The organism is Pseudonocardia sp. DSM 110487, from assembly GCF_019468565.1.
In the GTDB taxonomy this organism is placed as follows: domain Bacteria; phylum Actinomycetota; class Actinomycetes; order Mycobacteriales; family Pseudonocardiaceae; genus Pseudonocardia.
In genome coordinates, this window is sequence record NZ_CP080521.1 from 1,055,354 (window position 1) to 1,071,215 (window position 15,862).

13 protein-coding genes are annotated in these 15,862 nt (G+C 74.1%); 6 read left to right on the forward strand and 7 right to left on the reverse strand.

Annotated features, from left to right (window positions below; all coding sequences use genetic code 11):
- Positions 1–70: 70 nt before the first annotated feature.
- Together K1T35_RS04990 and K1T35_RS04995 are read right to left on the reverse strand one after the other, a co-directional pair.
- Positions 71–1,612: an ATP-dependent DNA ligase gene (locus K1T35_RS04990; RefSeq protein ID WP_220259006.1), complete on the reverse strand. Its 1,542-nt coding sequence runs from the start codon at positions 1,610–1,612 to the stop codon at positions 71–73.
- A gap of 45 nt (positions 1,613–1,657) precedes the next feature.
- Positions 1,658–4,843: a BTAD domain-containing putative transcriptional regulator gene (locus tag K1T35_RS04995; RefSeq protein ID WP_220259007.1), complete on the reverse strand. Its 3,186-nt coding sequence runs from the start codon at positions 4,841–4,843 to the stop codon at positions 1,658–1,660.
- Positions 4,844–4,928: 85 nt separating this feature from the next.
- On the opposite strand from K1T35_RS04995, the gene K1T35_RS05000 reads away from it, so the two are divergent.
- From K1T35_RS05000 to K1T35_RS05020, 5 genes are read left to right on the forward strand one after another with little or no spacing between them, the layout of a single operon-like run.
- On the forward strand, positions 4,929–5,525 hold the full coding sequence (locus K1T35_RS05000) for an NADPH-dependent FMN reductase (protein ID WP_220259008.1): 597 nt from the start codon (positions 4,929–4,931) through the stop codon (positions 5,523–5,525).
- Entirely contained in the window at positions 5,522–7,036 is a 1,515-nt protein-coding gene (locus K1T35_RS05005) for an MFS transporter (RefSeq protein WP_255621594.1), read from the forward strand. Before K1T35_RS05000 ends, K1T35_RS05005 begins: the two co-directional genes overlap by 4 nt.
- A gap of 21 nt (positions 7,037–7,057) precedes the next feature.
- A complete protein-coding gene (locus K1T35_RS05010) occupies positions 7,058–8,050 on the forward strand; it encodes a zinc-dependent alcohol dehydrogenase family protein (RefSeq protein WP_220259009.1) in 993 nt (330 codons plus the stop codon).
- Positions 8,051–8,090: 40 nt separating this feature from the next.
- Positions 8,091–8,444, forward strand: a complete 354-nt coding sequence (locus tag K1T35_RS05015; RefSeq protein WP_220259010.1) for a serine hydrolase — start codon at positions 8,091–8,093, stop codon at positions 8,442–8,444.
- Positions 8,405–9,211: a serine hydrolase gene (locus K1T35_RS05020; protein ID WP_220259011.1), complete on the forward strand. Its 807-nt coding sequence runs from the start codon at positions 8,405–8,407 to the stop codon at positions 9,209–9,211. The genes K1T35_RS05015 and K1T35_RS05020 overlap by 40 nt, the downstream gene beginning before the upstream one ends.
- 2 nt (positions 9,212–9,213) lie before the next feature.
- On the opposite strand, the gene K1T35_RS05025 is transcribed toward K1T35_RS05020, so the two are convergent.
- The 3 genes from K1T35_RS05025 to glpX all read right to left on the reverse strand — a co-directional run bounded on the left by K1T35_RS05025 (position 9,214) and on the right by glpX (position 13,549).
- Positions 9,214–10,386 (reverse strand): EAL domain-containing protein, encoded by a 1,173-nt coding sequence (locus K1T35_RS05025; RefSeq protein WP_220259012.1) that lies wholly within the window; start codon positions 10,384–10,386, stop codon positions 9,214–9,216.
- Positions 10,387–10,767: 381 nt separating this feature from the next.
- A complete protein-coding gene (locus K1T35_RS05030; RefSeq protein ID WP_220259013.1) occupies positions 10,768–12,171 on the reverse strand; it encodes a class II fumarate hydratase in 1,404 nt (467 codons plus the stop codon).
- A 301-nt stretch (positions 12,172–12,472) separates the two neighbouring features.
- Complete coding sequence (glpX, locus tag K1T35_RS05035) at positions 12,473–13,549, reverse strand: class II fructose-bisphosphatase (RefSeq protein WP_220259014.1); 1,077 nt, start codon at positions 13,547–13,549, stop codon at positions 12,473–12,475.
- 145 nt (positions 13,550–13,694) lie between these two features.
- On the opposite strand from glpX, the gene K1T35_RS05040 reads away from it, so the two are divergent.
- On the forward strand, positions 13,695–14,282 hold the full coding sequence (locus K1T35_RS05040; protein ID WP_220259015.1) for a DUF4245 domain-containing protein: 588 nt from the start codon (positions 13,695–13,697) through the stop codon (positions 14,280–14,282).
- On the opposite strand, the gene K1T35_RS05045 is transcribed toward K1T35_RS05040, so the two are convergent.
- Together K1T35_RS05045 and K1T35_RS05050 are read right to left on the reverse strand one after the other, a co-directional pair.
- A complete protein-coding gene (locus K1T35_RS05045; protein WP_220259016.1) occupies positions 14,272–15,435 on the reverse strand; it encodes an FAD-dependent oxidoreductase in 1,164 nt (387 codons plus the stop codon). The genes K1T35_RS05040 and K1T35_RS05045 overlap by 11 nt on opposite strands.
- Positions 15,436–15,447: 12 nt before the next feature.
- On the reverse strand, positions 15,448–15,861 hold the full coding sequence (locus K1T35_RS05050; RefSeq protein ID WP_220259017.1) for a hypothetical protein: 414 nt from the start codon (positions 15,859–15,861) through the stop codon (positions 15,448–15,450).
- Position 15,862: the final 1 nt, after the last annotated feature.

A 15,862-nucleotide genomic window follows, 5' to 3' on the forward strand; every position in this document is an offset into this window, starting at 1 on the left:
GGCTACCCGCAGGTCGAGTAGCGCTGGGGCGCCTGCCCTACTCGACCACCGGGTGTCTGGCGCACGGGCTCTACTCGCGCAGCAAGGCTCGTACCGCGTCGATCGTGTCGGCCTCCGCAGGCGTCTTGTCCGGCCGGTAACGCAGCACCCGGGCGAACCGGAGCGCGACGCCGCCCGGGTAGCGCGGGCTGCGCTGCACGCCGTCGAGCTCGATCTCGACCACCAGTTCGGGCCGGAGCAGCACTTCGTGCCTGTGCCCACCCGCCCCGCCGGCTTCCGTCCCCCGAGGCTCGTCGCGGGCGAGGCCCGGGAAGGTGGCGGTCTGCCATGCGAGCAGCTCGTCGGTCATGCCCTTGAACGTCTTGCCCACCATGATCGGCTCGCCGCCGTCGGGATCGCGGGCTCCGAGGTGGATGTTGGAGAGCGAGCCGGTGCGCCGTCCGTAGCCCCACTCGGCGCCCAGCACGACCAGGTCGAGGGTGTGCACCGGCTTGACCTTCTGCCACGCCCTGCCACGCCGGCCCGCGGCGTACGGCGCGGTGAGGGACTTGACCATGACGCCCTCGTGTCCGGCTTCGAGGGCGCGTTCGAGCAGCTCGGCGGCCTCCTCGGGAGAGGGGCGCACCGCCCCCGGCATCCGGTGGCCCGCCGCGGCCCGCTCCAGCGCGTCGAGCCGGTCGTGCAGCGGCTCGTCGAGCAGGTCGGTGCCGTCGAGGTGCAGGCAGTCGAAGAAGAACGGCTGCAGCAGCAGCTCGCCCGCGGCCGCGCCGAAGCGGCTCATCGTCTCCTGGAAGGGCCGAGGCCTGCCGTCGTCGCGCAGGGCGAGCGTCTCGCCGTCGAGCACCACGGACCGACAGGGCAGGGAGCGGACCAGCTCGACGAGCTCGGGGACGCTCGAGGTGATCTCCCGAAGGGTGCGCGTCCAGACCCGCACCTCGTCGCCGTCGCGGTGGACCTGGATGCGGGCGCCGTCGAGCTTGAACTCGACGCTCGCCTCGGGCGCGAGCTCGGCCAGCGCGGTGTCGAGCGCATCGGCAGGGGACGCCAGCATGGGCCGGACCGGCCTGCCGACCCGCAGCGAGACCGCTTCGAGCCCGGCGACCCCTTCCGTGAGCGCGAGCCGGGCCGTGGCCGGAAGCTGCCCGGAGAGCATGAAGGCGCGCCGCACGACCGCGGCCGGGACCTCCGCCGCCGCGGCGATCGCCTCCAGCATCACGCCTTCGAGGGCGCCCTGGCGCAGTTCGCCGGTGAGCAGCCTGCGCAGGAAGGCCTGCTCGTCGGCGGTGGCTGCGCCGAACAGCTCGCCGAGCAGCGCGGCGCGGCGGGCCGTTGAACCCGCGCCCGTGGTGGCCGCCAGCTCGTCGAGGGTCTGCTCGACCGCGAGGACCTCCAGCGTGGGCCGCTCCGCAGGGCGGGCGTCGATTCCGGCGAGCGTGCGCCAGCCGGTGCCGAGCCGGTTCTGCCGCGGCTCGCCCGCCAGCCACGCGGTGGCGGGCTCGACCTCTGCCCCCTCGGCGCGGCGCAGCAGGGCGGCCAGCGCGGCCGTCTTCGCCGTGCGGGCGCGGGTGGCCCCAACTGCGGCGGAGGTGGCGACGACGTCGGCGAGGAGCACGCATCCATCCTGGCAGCAGCCACCGACAGGTCACGAGAGCGCGGATCAGGCGACCGCCCGCGGGTCGGCCGTAGCGCCCTCGGCGAATGCGGCGGCGAACCCGGCATCCCCCAGGGCGGCGCGGATGCGGGCGGAGATGCGCTCGACGTCGCCTCGCTCGGCGGGCGGCAGCGGCGCCCCGGTGCTCCTGCGGGTGGCGTCGGCCGTGCCGAGCAGGCGGGCCGCCCTGCGGTGCTCGCCGAGCAGCGCCATTGCCCCGGCCATCCCCTCGAGCGTCAACGCGATGGCGCGGGGCCCGCCGAGGGCGAGCGCCTCCCGGTACCCGGTGCGGTGCAGCCTCAGAGCGCGCTCGCCGTCCCCGCGCAGTTCGGCGACGAACCCGAGCTCGGCCAGCGGCGTCAGGGCGGCGAACCCCGTGGCATCGCCGTTCTCGTCGACCCATCGCGACAGGAGGCGTTCGGTCCGGTCGAGGTCGCCGCGCCGGCGTGCGGTGAGCGCGAGGCCGAACTCCGCGTAGCTCGCCAGCCCCGGGTTCGCCTGCTCGGTGGCGATCCGCAGCGCCCGCTCGTGGTAGGCGTCTGCGGCGTCGAGGTCGCCGGTGAGGAGCGCGATGCGCCCCAGCCCCGACAGCTGCCCGGAGATCTCCGGCCAGATGGCGAGGTCCTCCGCGATCCGCAGCGCGGCCGCATGCTGCCGGGCAGCCTCGGGGTAGTCGCCAGTGACCTCGGCGACGGTCGCGAGGGTGCCCATCGCCTGGAGCCGCCCCCACCGGTCGCCGATCTCCTCGAACAGCACGTCCGCGTGTCGTGCGTCGCGTCGGGCCGCGGACAGCTCGTCGCGGACCAGCCGGTACGACGCACGGGTGGCCAGCACCGCCGCGACGCCCCACCGGTCCGCGGCCGCACGGAACGTGCGCAGCACCGCGTCAAGGCGCTCCACTGAAGTGTCGGTGCCGCCGGTCTCCCATTGCGCGAACGCCATGAACCAGCGGAAGCGGGCCTTCACCAGCGCCTGCTGTGAGGTGTCCGCGTCGTCCGGGTCGAGGTCGGCGAGGTCGACGTCCAGGGGAGGGGCAGCGGTCCGCGCCCACGCGACGAGCCCGGCCCGCCACAGCCGCACCGCGGCCAGCGGCCCTGCGGTGTGTGGTGGAGCGGCGGCGAGCACCGCCGTCGCGGCCCGGATCCCCTCGTCCGGCCGCCCGCGCAGGAACCAGTACCAGGCCAGCGCGTCGACGAGCCGAAGCGCCGCCGAGCTGTCACCGGAGGCGAGGGCGTGGTCGAGCGCCGCACGCATGTTCGCGCTCTCTGCGTCGAGCCGTTCCAGCCAGTAGCGCTGCTCCCGTCCCCGCAAGTGCGGGGCCGCGTGCTCGGCGAGCGCGAGGTGGTTGCGGAGGTGGCGGGTCCGGACAGCGTCGGTCTCACCCGCATCGGCCAGCCGCTCGGCCGCGTACGCCGCCACGGAGTCGAGCAGCCGGAACCGGGTGCCGTCGCGGACGACCAGCGAGCGGTCCACGAGCTGGGCCATGGTGTCGAGGACGGATGTGCCCGCGTCGCCGCAGATGTGCTCGGCCGCGTCCAGCGTGCACCCGCCCGCGAACACGGACAGCCGCCGCAGCACCGCCCGTTCGGCGTCGGTGAGCAGCTCCCAGCTCCAGTCCAGGGTGGCGCGTAGCGTCTGCTGGCGTACCGGAGATCCACGGCGCCCACCGGCGAGCAGGGCGAATCGGTCGCCGAGCCGTTCGAGGAGGGTGGGCAGGCCGAGGGAGCGCACGCGTGCCGCGGCGAGCTCGATCGCGAGCGGGATCCCGTCCAGCCTGCGGCAGACCTCGGTCGCGGTCGCCATCGTGTCGGCGTCGCGGACGAAGCGCGGGTCGGCCGCCGCGGCCCGGGCGGCGAACAGCGCGACGGCAGGTGAGTCCGGGTACTCCGCCGGGAGCGGTTCGACGAGGTGCAGTGCCTCGCCGGGCAGCTCGAGCGGTTCCCGGCTGGTGGCGAGCACCCGCAGGTCCGCAGCGGCGGCGAGTAGACGTGCGACGACGTGCGCCACGGCGCCCACGACGTGCTCGCAGTTGTCCAGCACCAGCAGCCCCTGCCTGCTGCGCACCGCGTCCACGAGCCGGTGGAGCGCATCCGTCCCCGCCCCTGTCGGTAGGCGCTTGCCACGGCCTGCGTCGACACGCGCCCCGTACCCGTCGGCGACGGCCTCCGCGACGAGCGCCAGCGCGGCGGGCCCAGCGTCGCGCCCGGTGGCGGGGAGCCCGTCCAGCGCGACGAAGCGGGCGCCGTCGGCGAGCCGCGGGTCGAGCCGGTGCGCCACCGCGAGCGCGAGGCGGGTCTTCCCGACCCCGCCGATGCCGGCGAGGGTGACCAGCCGCTCTGTGCGCAGGAGCGCCGAGATCCGCTCGACGTCGTCGTCGCGGCCGACGAGGGGGCCCAGCGGCGCGGGGAGGGCGGGTCGGCTGCCGCGGTCCGCCGCCGCCCGGCGCAGACGGGGGTCGTGGGTGAGCACGGCGCGCTGGAGCGCGACGAGCACGGGGCCGGGGTCGGTGCCCAGCTCGTCCCGGAGCCGGGTCCGCAGCTCGTGGTAGGCGTCGAGGGCGTCGTTCGGGCGGCCCGCGAGGTACAGCGCGTGGATGTGCGCCGCCCGCAGCCGCTCCCGCAGCGGGTGCCGGGCGACGAGCTCCTCCAGCTCGCCCACGAGCAGCGCGTGCTCCCCGATGTCGAGCAACGCCTCCGCCCGGTCCTCGATGGCGACGAGCCGCAGCTCCTCGAGCCGGGCGGCGGCGGGGTGGGCGAAGAGCGCGTCGGCGACGTCGGCGTAGGCCGGTCCCCGCCAGAGCGCCAGAGCGTCGTCGAGCCGGGCGGCGCGGGCGCGGGGGTCCGCCTCTGCCCTCGCCCGTTCGAGCGCCTCGGTGAACCGGTCGGCGTCGACGGCATCGGCGGGGACGTCGAGCCGGTAGCCGGGGGGCTGGGAGGCGATGAGCTCGCGCGCCCCCGGCTCGGCGTCGTCGAGCACGCGGCGCAGCTGCGACACCCTCGCCTGGAGGGCGCCCTTCGGGTCGGCGGGCTGCCGCTCGCCCCACAGGTCCTCGATCAGCCGGTCGGCCGCCACCGTCTCGCCGCGGTGCACCAGCAGGTGCGCGAGCAGCGTGCGGACCTTCAGCTCCGGCACCCGCACGAGGTCGCCGTGCTCCGTGCGCACCTCGACCGCGCCGAGCACCCCGAACCGCACATCGGCGACCGTACCGGCCGAAGCGGACCCGAAGCGGACCCGAAGGAGCGGCGCCCACCGTGGTGGCGAACCGAAGGGAGAAGAGATGACCGAGGAACCGCTGCGCCTCACAGTGATCATCGGAAGTACCCGGGACGGCCGGTTCGCCCCCGTGGTGGCGGACTGGTTCGCCGGGCAGGCGCGTATGCGCGCGTACGCCGACGTCGACGTCATCGACCTGGCCGAGGCGTGGCTGCCCGACGTGCTCCCGGCCGACGACGCCACGGAGCTGCCGCAGCCCGTGCGAGACCTGCAGCCGTGGCTCGCTCGGGCCGACGCATTCGTCGTCGTCACGCCCGAGTACAACCACAGCTTCCCGGCGGCGCTGAAGAACGCGATCGACTGGTTCTTCGACGAGTGGCAGGCGAAGCCGGTCGGATACGTCTCCTACGGGGGCGTGAGCGGCGGGCTGCGCGCCGTGGAGCAGCTGAAGCTGGTGTTCAACGAACTGCACGCCACGTCAGTGCGCACCGGCGTCTGCTTCGTCGGCGGCTCGGACTGCTTCGACGCGGACGGCGGACCCCGTGAACCCGAGCGCTGCGAGCGGGCGGCGAAGGCGATGCTGGACGAGATCGCGTGGTGGGCGGACGCGCTGCGCCGTCAGCGGGCCCGCAGGCCCTACCGGGCGGGAGGCGCTGAGTGACCGCGACGGCGAGCTCCGAACGGGCCGGTTTCCGGGAGTGGTGCGGGCTGGCCGTGCTCGCCCTGCCGCTGCTCGTGCTGGCGATGGACGTGAGCGTGCTGTACCTCGCTTCCGTGGAGATCTCGGCCGACCTGCGTCCGAGCGCCACCCAGCAGCTGTGGATCCTCGACGTCTACGGGTTCTTCATCGGCGGCTTCCTGCTGACGATGGGGACGGTCGGCGACCGGATCGGGCGGCGAAGGCTGCTGCTGATCGGCGGAGCGGCCTTCGCCGTCGCCTCGATGATCGCGGCCTACGCACCCACCGCCGAGGCGCTCATCGCGGCCCGTGCCCTACTCGGCATCGCGGGCGCGACGCTGATGCCGTCGACGCTCGGGCTGATCAGCACGATGTTCCGCGATCCAGCGCAGCGCTCGTTCGCGATCGCCGTGTGGTTCACGACGTTCTCGGCGGGTGTGGCCGTCGGTCCGATGATCGGTGGCGCGTTGCTCCAGCACTTCTGGTGGGGCGCGGCGTTCCTCTTGGCCGTGCCTGCGATGGCGGCGCTGCTCGTGCTCGGCCCGGTGCTGCTGCCCGAGCAGCGCGGCACCGGGGGCGGGCGTCGCGTCGACCTGGTGAGCGTCGCTCTCTCGCTCGCCGCGATGCTCCCGCTGGTCTACGGGATCAAGGAGGTCGTCGCGCACGGTGTGGCCGTCGCCCCGCTCGCGGCGACCGCCGCAGGCCTCGGGTTCGGCGTCGGGTTCGTCCACAGGCAGCGCCGGCTGGCCGACCCGATGCTGGACGTCACGCTGTTCAGCCGGCGGGCGTTCGTCGGGGCGATCTCGGTGATGGTGCTCGGGATACTCGCCGTCAACGCCCTGCTGTTCCTGCTGCCGCAGTACCTGCAGCTCGTCCGTGGGATCCCGGTGCTGGAGGCCGGGCTGTGGATGGTCCCCGTCGCGCTGCTGCCCGTGCTCGGCTCGTTGTTGACCCCGCGCGCGGCAGGCCGTTTCGGCCGGTCCGCCGTGCTCGCCACCGCCGCTGCCGGCGGCGCGCTCGCCTGCCTCGCCCTGACGGGCGTGGACGCGGGCTCTGCCATGCCCGTGGTCGTCGGGCTCGTCGCGGTCGCGGCGCTGGGCTCCACCCCGCTCGGGGTGCTGGGTACGGAACTCGTCGTGGGCTCTGTGCCCCCGGGGCGGGCGGGGTCCGCCGCAGCGGTGTCGGAGACGGCGGGCGAGCTCGCCGTCGCGCTCAGCGTGGCCGTGGCCGGCACGGTCCTCGCGGCCGTCTACCGGGTCCACGTGGACGGCGCGCTACCTGCTGGCCTCGCTCCAGACGCCGTCGGCACGGTCCGGGAGGGCCTCGCACCGGCGACCGCGGTGGCGGGGGAGCTGCCCGCACCCGTGGGTGTGCAGGTGCTGGACGTCGCTCGCGCGGGCTTCACCGAGGGCTTCACGGCCGTCGGGTTCGTCGCGGCGGGCATGTTGGCCTGCGTCGTCGCGGTGGCCTTGGCCGTGCTGCGAGAGCGTTGATCGGCGCGCGAGGATGGTGGGGTGCGCGCGTGGGTGGTGGAGCGGCCCGGGCCGGTCGCGGAGGGGCCGCTGCGGGCCGTGACCCTGCCGGATCCCGATCCGGGGCCGGGGGAGGTGCGCGTCCGCGTGACGGCGTGCGGGGTGTGCCGTACCGACCTGCACCTCGCCGAGGGTGACCTGGCGCCGCGGCGGCCGCGGACCGTGCCGGGCCACGAGGTCGTCGGCGTGGTCGAGGAGGCCGGGCCAGGCGCCGACCGGTTCGCGCCGGGCGAGCGGATCGGGATCGCATGGCTGCGCGGAACCTGCGGGCGGTGCCGCTGGTGCCGGACCGGCCGGGAGAACCTCTGCCCATCGGCCGTCTTCACCGGATGGGACGCCGACGGCGGGTACGCCGAGCACGCGGTCGTGCCCGAGGCGTTCGCCTACCGGCTGCCCGCCGCGCTCGACGACGTGACCGTCGCGCCGCTGCTGTGCGCCGGGATCGTCGGCTACCGGGCGCTGGTGCGGGCCGAACTGCCGCCGGGCGGGCGGCTGGGGATCTACGGGTTCGGGGCCTCGGCGCACGTCGTCGCTCAGGTGGCGATCGGGCAGGGCGCGACGGTCCACGTGATCACCCGCTCGCGAGCGGCCCAGGCCCTTGCGCTGGAGCTGGGCGCCGCATCGGCCGGGCCGGGAGCGCCTCCCGAGCCGCTGGACTCGGCGATCCTCTTCGCCCCGGTGGGTGACCTCGTGCCGGTCGTGATGCGCGCCCTCGACCAGGGCGGCACGCTCGCCGTGGCAGGCATCCACCTCACGGACATCCCGCGCCTCGTTTACGCGGACGAGCTGTTCCGGGAGAAGCAGGTCCGCAGCGTCACCGCGAACACCCGCGCGGACGGCGAGGAGTTCCTCCGGCTGGCCGCGGCGCTGCGGGTGCGGCCCACGGTGTCGCCGCGGCCGCTCGCCGAGGCGGACCGCGCGCTCGCGGACCTCGCGGGCGACCGGATCACCGGCGCCGCCGTCCTCGTCCCGTGAGCGCCGATGAGTCGGGCGCGATCCGATGGTCATAGCTGTCATGGAACGTGTCTGGCAGGTGTTGGACGGGCAGGTGGCGTCCGGGCGCATCCCGGGGTACGCGGCAGCGATCCGGATCCGGGGCGAGGCGCACGTCCGGGCGGGTGGCCGGGCGTCGCTCGGGGCGGACGCCGCGCCGGCGGGCGAGGACACGCTGTTCCGCATCGCGTCGATCACGAAGCCGATCGCGGGCGCCCTCACCCTGAGCCTCGTGCAGGACGGGCTGCTCGCCCTCGACGACCCGATCGCGCGGTGGCTGCCGGAGGCGGCGGACCCCGCGTCCTCGTCGCACCGGACGCCCCGCTCGACCGCACAGTGCCGGCGCTGCGGCCGATCACCGTCCGCCACCTGCTGACGATGACCTCGGGCTGGGGCGTCGTGCTGGAGCAGACCCCGCTGCAGGGCGCCATGTTCGAACGGAACGTGTTCCCGGGGCCGATCCCGGTGCGGATGTCGGGAGACGAGTACCTGGCCCGGCTCACCGACCTCCCGCTCGCCTTCCAGCCGGGGGAGGGCTGGCTCTACGACAGCGGCACCGACATCCTGGCCGTCCTGCTGGCGAGGGCGTGCGGGAAGCCCGTCGCGCAACTGCTCGCGGAGCGCGTCACCGGGCCGCTCGGGATGGCGTCGACGGCCTTCTGGACCGAGGAGACCGGCCGCCTCGCCACCGCCTACCGGCCCACCTCCGGCGGCCTCGAGGTGCTGGACCCGCCCGACGGCGCCTTCGCGAGCCCGCCCCTGTTCGAGCGGCTGAGCGGAGGCCTGCTGTCCACCGCGCCCGACGTGCTGCGCTTCTTCTGCGCGATGGCGGACGGCGGCGCGCCGGTCGCGACCGCCGGCTCGGTGGCCCTGATGACGACGGACGCGCTCACCGGCGAGCAGCGCAGGCAGGCGCAGCTCATCGTCGGGCTCGGCCGTTCGTGGGGCCTGGCGACGGCGCTGGACGTCGCGGTGGAGAAGCCATGGATGGCACCAGGGCGTTGGGGCTGGGAGGGCGGGACCGGCACCACAGCCGTGGTCGACCCGGCCCGCGACACGGTCGCCGTCCTGCTGACCCAGCGCGCGATGGGCGGCCCGGACGACGGCTTCGACGAGTTCTGGACCGCGGTCGCCCAGGTGTGAGGTCAGGCGGCGGAGGTCGCGGCCGTCGCTTCCTGCAGCAGGTCCGTGACCCGGACGATGCCGGTGCAGGCCCCGGCGTCGTCGAGCAAGACGATGTCGTCGTAGCTGCGCTCGCGGTCGCCCGACAGGCAGAACTGCAGCGCGGTGCGGACGTCGGTGCGGGCCGGAAGGGTGCGCGGAGGCTCGGCGAGCGCCCGCGCCGGGCGGTTGGCGTAGAGCGCGCGCCCGAACGGGCCCGAGATCGCGAGCATGAAGCGGTTGCGGTCGAGGAACCCGGTCGGGCGGCCGGAGGAGTCGAGCAGGACCACGCTGCCGGCCTGCGGGTGGTCGGCGAGCGCCTGCCGCACGCTCTCGGCCGGCACGTCGTCCCACAGGGTGATCGCGGCCTGGCCGAGTCCGGCGACCGGCGCGGGCGGGGCCTCCGTCCGCTGAGCGGGGACGACCGGGCGCCTGCGCGGCATCAGGTCGGCCGGCAGGAGGATGCCCTCCGTGGACGGGCGCCTACGCGGCTCCGCGAGCAGCGACCCCTGAGCCCACGTGATCCCGAGGTCGCGCACCGCGGCGAGCTGCTCGGGTGTGCTCACGCCCGCGGCGGCGACCCGTACGCCGACCGCGCGGCACACCTCGACCACAGCGTGTGCCACCGTGCGGGCGAGCGGCTGGTAGGGCAGGCGGGCCACCAGGTCGCGGTCGAGCTTGACCAGGTCGGGGGCGAGATCGGCGACCAGCTCGAGGCCGAAGCCGCGGGCGGGACTGTCCAGGCCGATGCCGAAGCCCGCGGCTCGTAGCTCGGCCACCCCTTCGGCGAGCGCGTCCGGAGGCGCGGCGGACAGCGCCGGGTTGATCTCCAGCAGGATCGGCGGTGCGGGGTGGTTCCCGTCCCGGGCGAGGAGCGTGCCGCGCAGCTGCCCGATCCGGCGCCGCGCGGTGACCACGGTGTCGGCGAGCACATCGACGTGCAGCGGCACCGTGGCGTCGTACTCCGCGCCGTGCAGCACGGACGCGATGGCGATCCCGGAGTCGAACTCGGCGAGCTGGCGGGTGCCCCACACGGCGTTGCGCGCCACGTACTCGACCTGGTCCCGCGCCTGGCAGCGCAGCACCTCCAGCCCCACCGGCCGGCCGTTGGCGAGGTTCAGCAGCGGCTCGAACGCGAAACGGCCGTGGTCGCTCATCGTGCACTCCTTCCGCTCCTGCTCGGCGATGCAATCACGAACGGGCGCATGCGGTGATGAACGATGAGTGAAACCTCACGGCTGGTAGTCGATCTCTCGCCTGTTCGGAGCAGTCGGGGCAGTCCTGCCATCGCTCAGCTCGGGGGCCAGGAGGGCAGGCCGGCGTCGACCTTGGGGTTCCCGCCATGATCATCTGTTGGGTGCATCGCCGGCCGTATCCGGCCGCGAACGCGCCAGTCCGGTGATCATGCCCGCGTTGGGGTGGGGGCCTCCGGGCGTGATCGTCGGTTGGGTGCGGGCCGGGCCGTATCTGGCCGTGGATGCACCGGGCCGGCGATCAGCCTGCCGGGCTACGTGGCGTCCCCGTCGCCGCCCTGCTGATCAGCGTTTGCCGCCCCGGGCCATCGCCAGCACGTCGAGGGCGGCGTCGAGCTGTTCCATCGTGAGCTTGCCGTCGTCGACGTGCCCGCGCTCGATCACGACCTCGCGGATCGTCTTGCGCTCCTTCAGCGACTGCTTCGCGATCGAGGCCGCCTCCTCGTAGCCGATGTAGCGGTTGAGCGGCGTAACGATCGACGGGGAGGACTCGGCGAGCTCGCGGGTGCGTTCCACGTCGGCCTCGACGCCGTCGACGACCTTGTCGGCGAGCACCCGCGCGGCGGCGGCGAGGAGCCGGGCCGACTCGAGCAGGTTGCGCGCCATCACGGGCATCATCACGTTCAGCTCGAGGTTGCCCTGCGACCCCGAGAACGCGACGGTGGCGTCGTTGCCGATGACCTGGGCGGCCACCATCATCGCGGCCTCGCAGATCACCGGGTTGACCTTGCCCGGCATGATCGAGCTGCCCGGCTGCAGGTCGGGCAGGCGCAGCTCGGCGAGGCCCGTGCGCGGGCCGGAGCCGAGCCAGCGGATGTCGTTGGCCACCTTGAACAGCGAGACGGCAACCGTCCGCAGCGCGCCGGACGCCTCGACCAGCCCGTCGCGGGCGCCCTGCGCCTCGATGTGGTCCTCGGCCTCGGTGAGCTCCTGCAGGCCGGTGGCGGCGCGCAGCTCCTCGACGACCCGCCACGCGAACTCCGCGGGAGCGTTCAACCCGGTGCCCACGGCGGTGCCGCCGATCGGGAGCTGGGCCACCCGGGGCAGGACGTCGCGGACCCGGGCGGCGCCGTACTCCATCTGCGTCGCCCAGCCGCCCGCCTCCTGCCCGAGCGTGATCGGCACGGCATCCATGAGGTGAGTGCGCCCGGCCTTGACGACGTCGGCCCAGTCCTCGGAGCGGCGGCGCAGCGCGGCCGCGAGGTGCTCCAACGCGGGGACGACGTCGTTCAGCAGCGCCTCGGTGGCGGCGACGTGGATCGTGGTCGGGAAGACGTCGTTGGACGACTGCGACGCATTGACGTGGTCGTTCGGGTGCACGTCGACGCCGGCCCTCGCGGCGATCGAGGCGATCACCTCGTTCGTGTTCATGTTGGAGCTGGTGCCGGAGCCGGTCTGGAAGACGTCCACGGGGAAGTGCTCGTCGTGCATGCCCGCCGCGACCTCGTCCGCGGCGGCGGCGATCGCGTCGGCGAGTTCCGACGGGAGCACGCCGATCTGCTTGTTCACCCGCGCGGCCGCGCCCTTGACGAGGCCGAGCGCCCGGATCTGGGCGCGTTCCAGCCCGCGCCCCGAGATCGGGAAGTTCTCGACAGCGCGCTGGGTCTGCGCGCGCCAGAGTGCGTCGACGGGCACCTTGACCTCGCCCATCGTGTCGTGCTCGATCCGGAACCCGTCGTCGGTGGACATGCGCCCAGTCTCGTCCCACCGGACACCGGAGTGCATCAGGAGGTGGCGGTGACCACGCACCCTCCCGGGGTACGCAGTTCTACGTATCCCGCCGCGGCTCCCGAGGGGCCACGATCGGCGCGTGCTGTTCTCCCGCTTCCGCCCCCGCGAGCGGCCGAGTCCGGGGGCCGGGAGCGGGGCCACGCCGCTCGCGAAGGAAAGCGCCGACCGGAAGGCGGCGCCGTGCTGCGGCCGCACCGCCCCGCGGTGCTGGTGCCCCCTGACGGTGCGACCCGCCGGTCCGGGCAGGTGAGGGCGAGGTTCAGGGCAGCGGCGGCGGGCTGTGCTCGAAGGCCGCGATCTGCTCCGGGGAGAAGTCGAAGTTCACCGACGAGTACTCGCGCAGCTTCGTGAGCCGGTGGTAGCCCTCGATCATCCGCACGGTGCCGGACTTCGAGCGCATGACGATCGACTGCGTGGTGCAGCCGCCCGCCCAGTAGCGCACGCCCTGCAGCAGATCGCCGTCGGTGACCCCGGTGGCGCAGAAGAAGACGTTGTCGCCGCGGACGAGTTCGTCGGTGGTGAGCACCCGGTCGAGGTCGTGCCCTGCGCCGACGGCCTTCTCCCGCTCCTCGTCGTCGCGCGGCCACAGCCGGCCCTGGATGGCCCCGCCCATGCACTTGAGCGCGGCTGCGCTGATGATGCCCTCCGGGGTGCCGCCGACGCCGTAGAGCAGGTCGATGCCGGTGTTGGGGCGGGCCGCGGAGATCGAGCCGCCCACGTCGCCGTCGGCGATGAACTGGATGCGCGCCCCGGTGGCGCGGATCTCCTTCACGAGGGATTCGTGGCGCGGCCGGTCCAGCACGCAGACGGTGACGTCGCTGACCTCGAGGTGCTTGGCGCGGGCCACCCTGCGGATGTTCTCACTGACGGGCGCGGTGATGTCGATGACGTCGGCCGCCTCTGGGCCGACGGCGAGCTTCTCCATGTAGAACACGGCCGACGGGTCGAACATCGCGCCGCGCTCGGCCACCGCGAGGACGGCGACGGAACCGGGCATGCCCTTGGCCATCAGCGTGGTGCCGTCGATCGGGTCGACGGCCACGTCGCAGTCGGGGCCGGTGCCGTCGCCGACGCGCTCGCCGTTGTACAGCATGGGCGCCTCGTCCTTCTCGCCCTCGCCGATCACGACGACGCCGCGCATGGACACGGTGCCGATCAGCTGGCGCATGGCGTCGACCGCCGCGCCGTCACCGCCGTTCTTGTCTCCGCGTCCCACCCAGCGGCCCGCCGCCATGGCCGCCGCCTCGGTGACGCGGACGAGCTCCATCGCGAGGTTCCGGTCCGGTGCCTCGCGTCGGCGTTCGCGTGGGGTCGCCACGCCCTCGGATGTCGTCATCTCGCCCTCCTTCTCCCGCGACGACGACGGCGCGCGCCACGTGGAGTTCGATCCTCGCAGATGCGGCCACTGTGCGAGACCATGTCGATCCGCAGTGAGACCATCGGCACGACGAGTCCAACCACCTGTGATGCACGATGGAGCCGTGACCGAACCCGGCCCGCCGGCGAAGCCGCCGCGTTCCGCCCTGACCATGCGCGACATGATCGGTGCCCTCGTCGTGCTCGCGCTGGTGGTGCTCGTCGCGGGCGGGCTCTCGCGCTCGTGCACGTTCGCGCCCACGGGCCCGACGATCGACTCGTCCCGCCTCCCCGTCGTCGACGTTCCCGCCGAGCTGACGCGGCTCGCGTCGGACTCGACGTTCCCGCTGCGCGTCCCGGTGGTGCCGGAAGGTTGGAGGGCCAACGCCGTCGACCGCAGCTCGCTGCCCGAGGGCGGTCGCATCGTGAGCGCCGGCTTCCTCACCCCCGACGGGCGGTACCTGCGCCTGCAGCAGGGCGACGCCACCGAGGAAGCGATGCTGCGCGCCGAGGCGGGCGGGGAAATGGCGCCAGGGCACGGCACGGTCGACGTCGACGGGCAGCAATGGGTGGCTTACACGGGGCAGCGCGGTGAATCGATCTGGATCACCGATGTCGGCGGCGTGCGGATGCTCGTGACCGGCAGCGGGAACGAGGCCGATTTTCGGGCGCTCGCCGGGGCCGCGGTGCGCGGCGAGGTCATCACGCGCTGAGCTCGCACGCTGCAGCGATAGCTGCGCCGAGCACGGGGGCGAACTTGAACAGGTTCTCGCCGTGCACCGCGACCACGCGGCCCGCGTGCTGGACGTGGAATCCGTCGCCGAGGCCGGGGGTCGGCGTGCAGTAGATCGTCTCGATGATCCGCGGTTCCACGGCGAGGTGCTCGCGCGCGTACTCCAGAACCGCGTCCCGCGAGGCCGCGGTGGCGGCGTCCCGTCCGACCTCCCACGCCGTGACGGCCGGGTCGAGATGGCCGCCGACGGCCCACCGGCCGGGGCCGCTCGCGTGCTGGTAGGTGCTTAGTGTCCCCCGCCGGGAGTCCGCTGCGTAGATCGGCGGATCCAGGTTCCTGCTGGGTGCGCCGGCGAGTCGTCCCTCGTATTGGACATACTCGGGCGGCTCGTCGGTGCGGCCAGCGGGAAGCTGGGCCGTCGAGGTATGTGGCGGACTCCCGGCGGGGGGCACTAATCCGGCCTCGGGGAGGTCGATCCAGCTCCGCCATGCGACCGCGGGCTCGACCGGGAACGTGAACCGGGCGTGGTGCTCGAGCTCTCCAGGCACGGCGATGCCCACCCGCGCGGCCAGGGCAGGCGTCCCGGCCCCTGCCGCCAGTAGGACGGCGTCGAACCGGGCGGGGCCGCTCCGGGTCCACACGTGCCCGTCGGCCTCGACGGCCTCGACGGGTTCGTGGCGCAGAACGTGCTTGGTGAGCCCGGTGAGGTACTCGCGGACAGCGTCGACGTCGACGACGCCGCCGGACGGGTCGAGCAGCGCATCCGCCGGAACCCGGTGCGTGGGCAGCATGAGCCGGTCCGGGGCCGTCGGCCTCTCGACCGGCGCGCCGGCAGCCTCCATGGCAGTCGCCCACTCCTGGACGTCGGCGCCGCTGATCACGCACCCCGACGGGACGATCATGGGGCGGCCTGCCCGCTCGGCCCACCGGTCGAACCCGGCGCGCGCGTCGGCCGCCCGCGCGACGAGGTCGGGCTCGCGGTGGGCGAGGCGGAAGATCCGGGACGACCCGGCGGACCGTTCGGCCATCGGCTCGTCCGCCCGTTCGTAGCAGACCACCTCCGCGCCGCGCTCCAGAAGGGCGGCGGACGCCGACAGACCCACCACACCGGCACCGACCACCGCGACCCGCATCCGTGCCACCCCTCAGAGGTACTCGGCGTCGGCGCGGTCCGTTCGCGCCGGTGTCTGGAACGGTACGAACTGGAAATGGATGCCGCCTGCGCTCGCGCTGTGCGCGTCGTTCTTGTCGGAGCCCACCTTCTCGATGGTGATCACGCCCGCGGCATCGATCGTGTCGAGCTGGGCGAGCAGCCGGGCGAGTGCGACGGACGCACCTTCCGGCGGGACGGCGGTCTGGGCAAGGGTGCGGTGCAACGCGGTGACGGTCCAGCCCTCGCGGTACCCGCTGCCGACAGAGGTGGCGAGCACGATGTCGAGCAACCAGTGCGAGGCGGTGTCCCGGAGGCCCGCGGTCGAGTGCGCCTCGATCCCGATGACGTGGTCGGCGCGCACCAACCCGTCGGAGTGGGTCTGCACCCACACGTTGATCAAGCTCACC

Excerpts from the sequence above, each read along its gene's own strand:
- K1T35_RS05000 (WP_220259008.1), top strand. The coding sequence starts at position 4,929 with ATGACCGAGGAACCGCTGCGCCTCACAGTGATCATCGGAAGTACCCGG.
- K1T35_RS05015 (WP_220259010.1), top strand. The coding sequence starts at position 8,091 with ATGGAACGTGTCTGGCAGGTGTTGGACGGGCAGGTGGCGTCCGGGCGC.
- K1T35_RS05025 (WP_220259012.1), bottom strand. The coding sequence starts at position 10,386 with ATGAGCGACCACGGCCGTTTCGCGTTCGAGCCGCTGCTGAACCTCGCC.
- K1T35_RS05030 (WP_220259013.1), bottom strand. The coding sequence starts at position 12,171 with ATGTCCACCGACGACGGGTTCCGGATCGAGCACGACACGATGGGCGAG.
- glpX (WP_220259014.1), bottom strand. The coding sequence starts at position 13,549 with ATGACGACATCCGAGGGCGTGGCGACCCCACGCGAACGCCGACGCGAG.
- K1T35_RS05045 (WP_220259016.1), bottom strand. The coding sequence starts at position 15,435 with ATGCGGGTCGCGGTGGTCGGTGCCGGTGTGGTGGGTCTGTCGGCGTCC.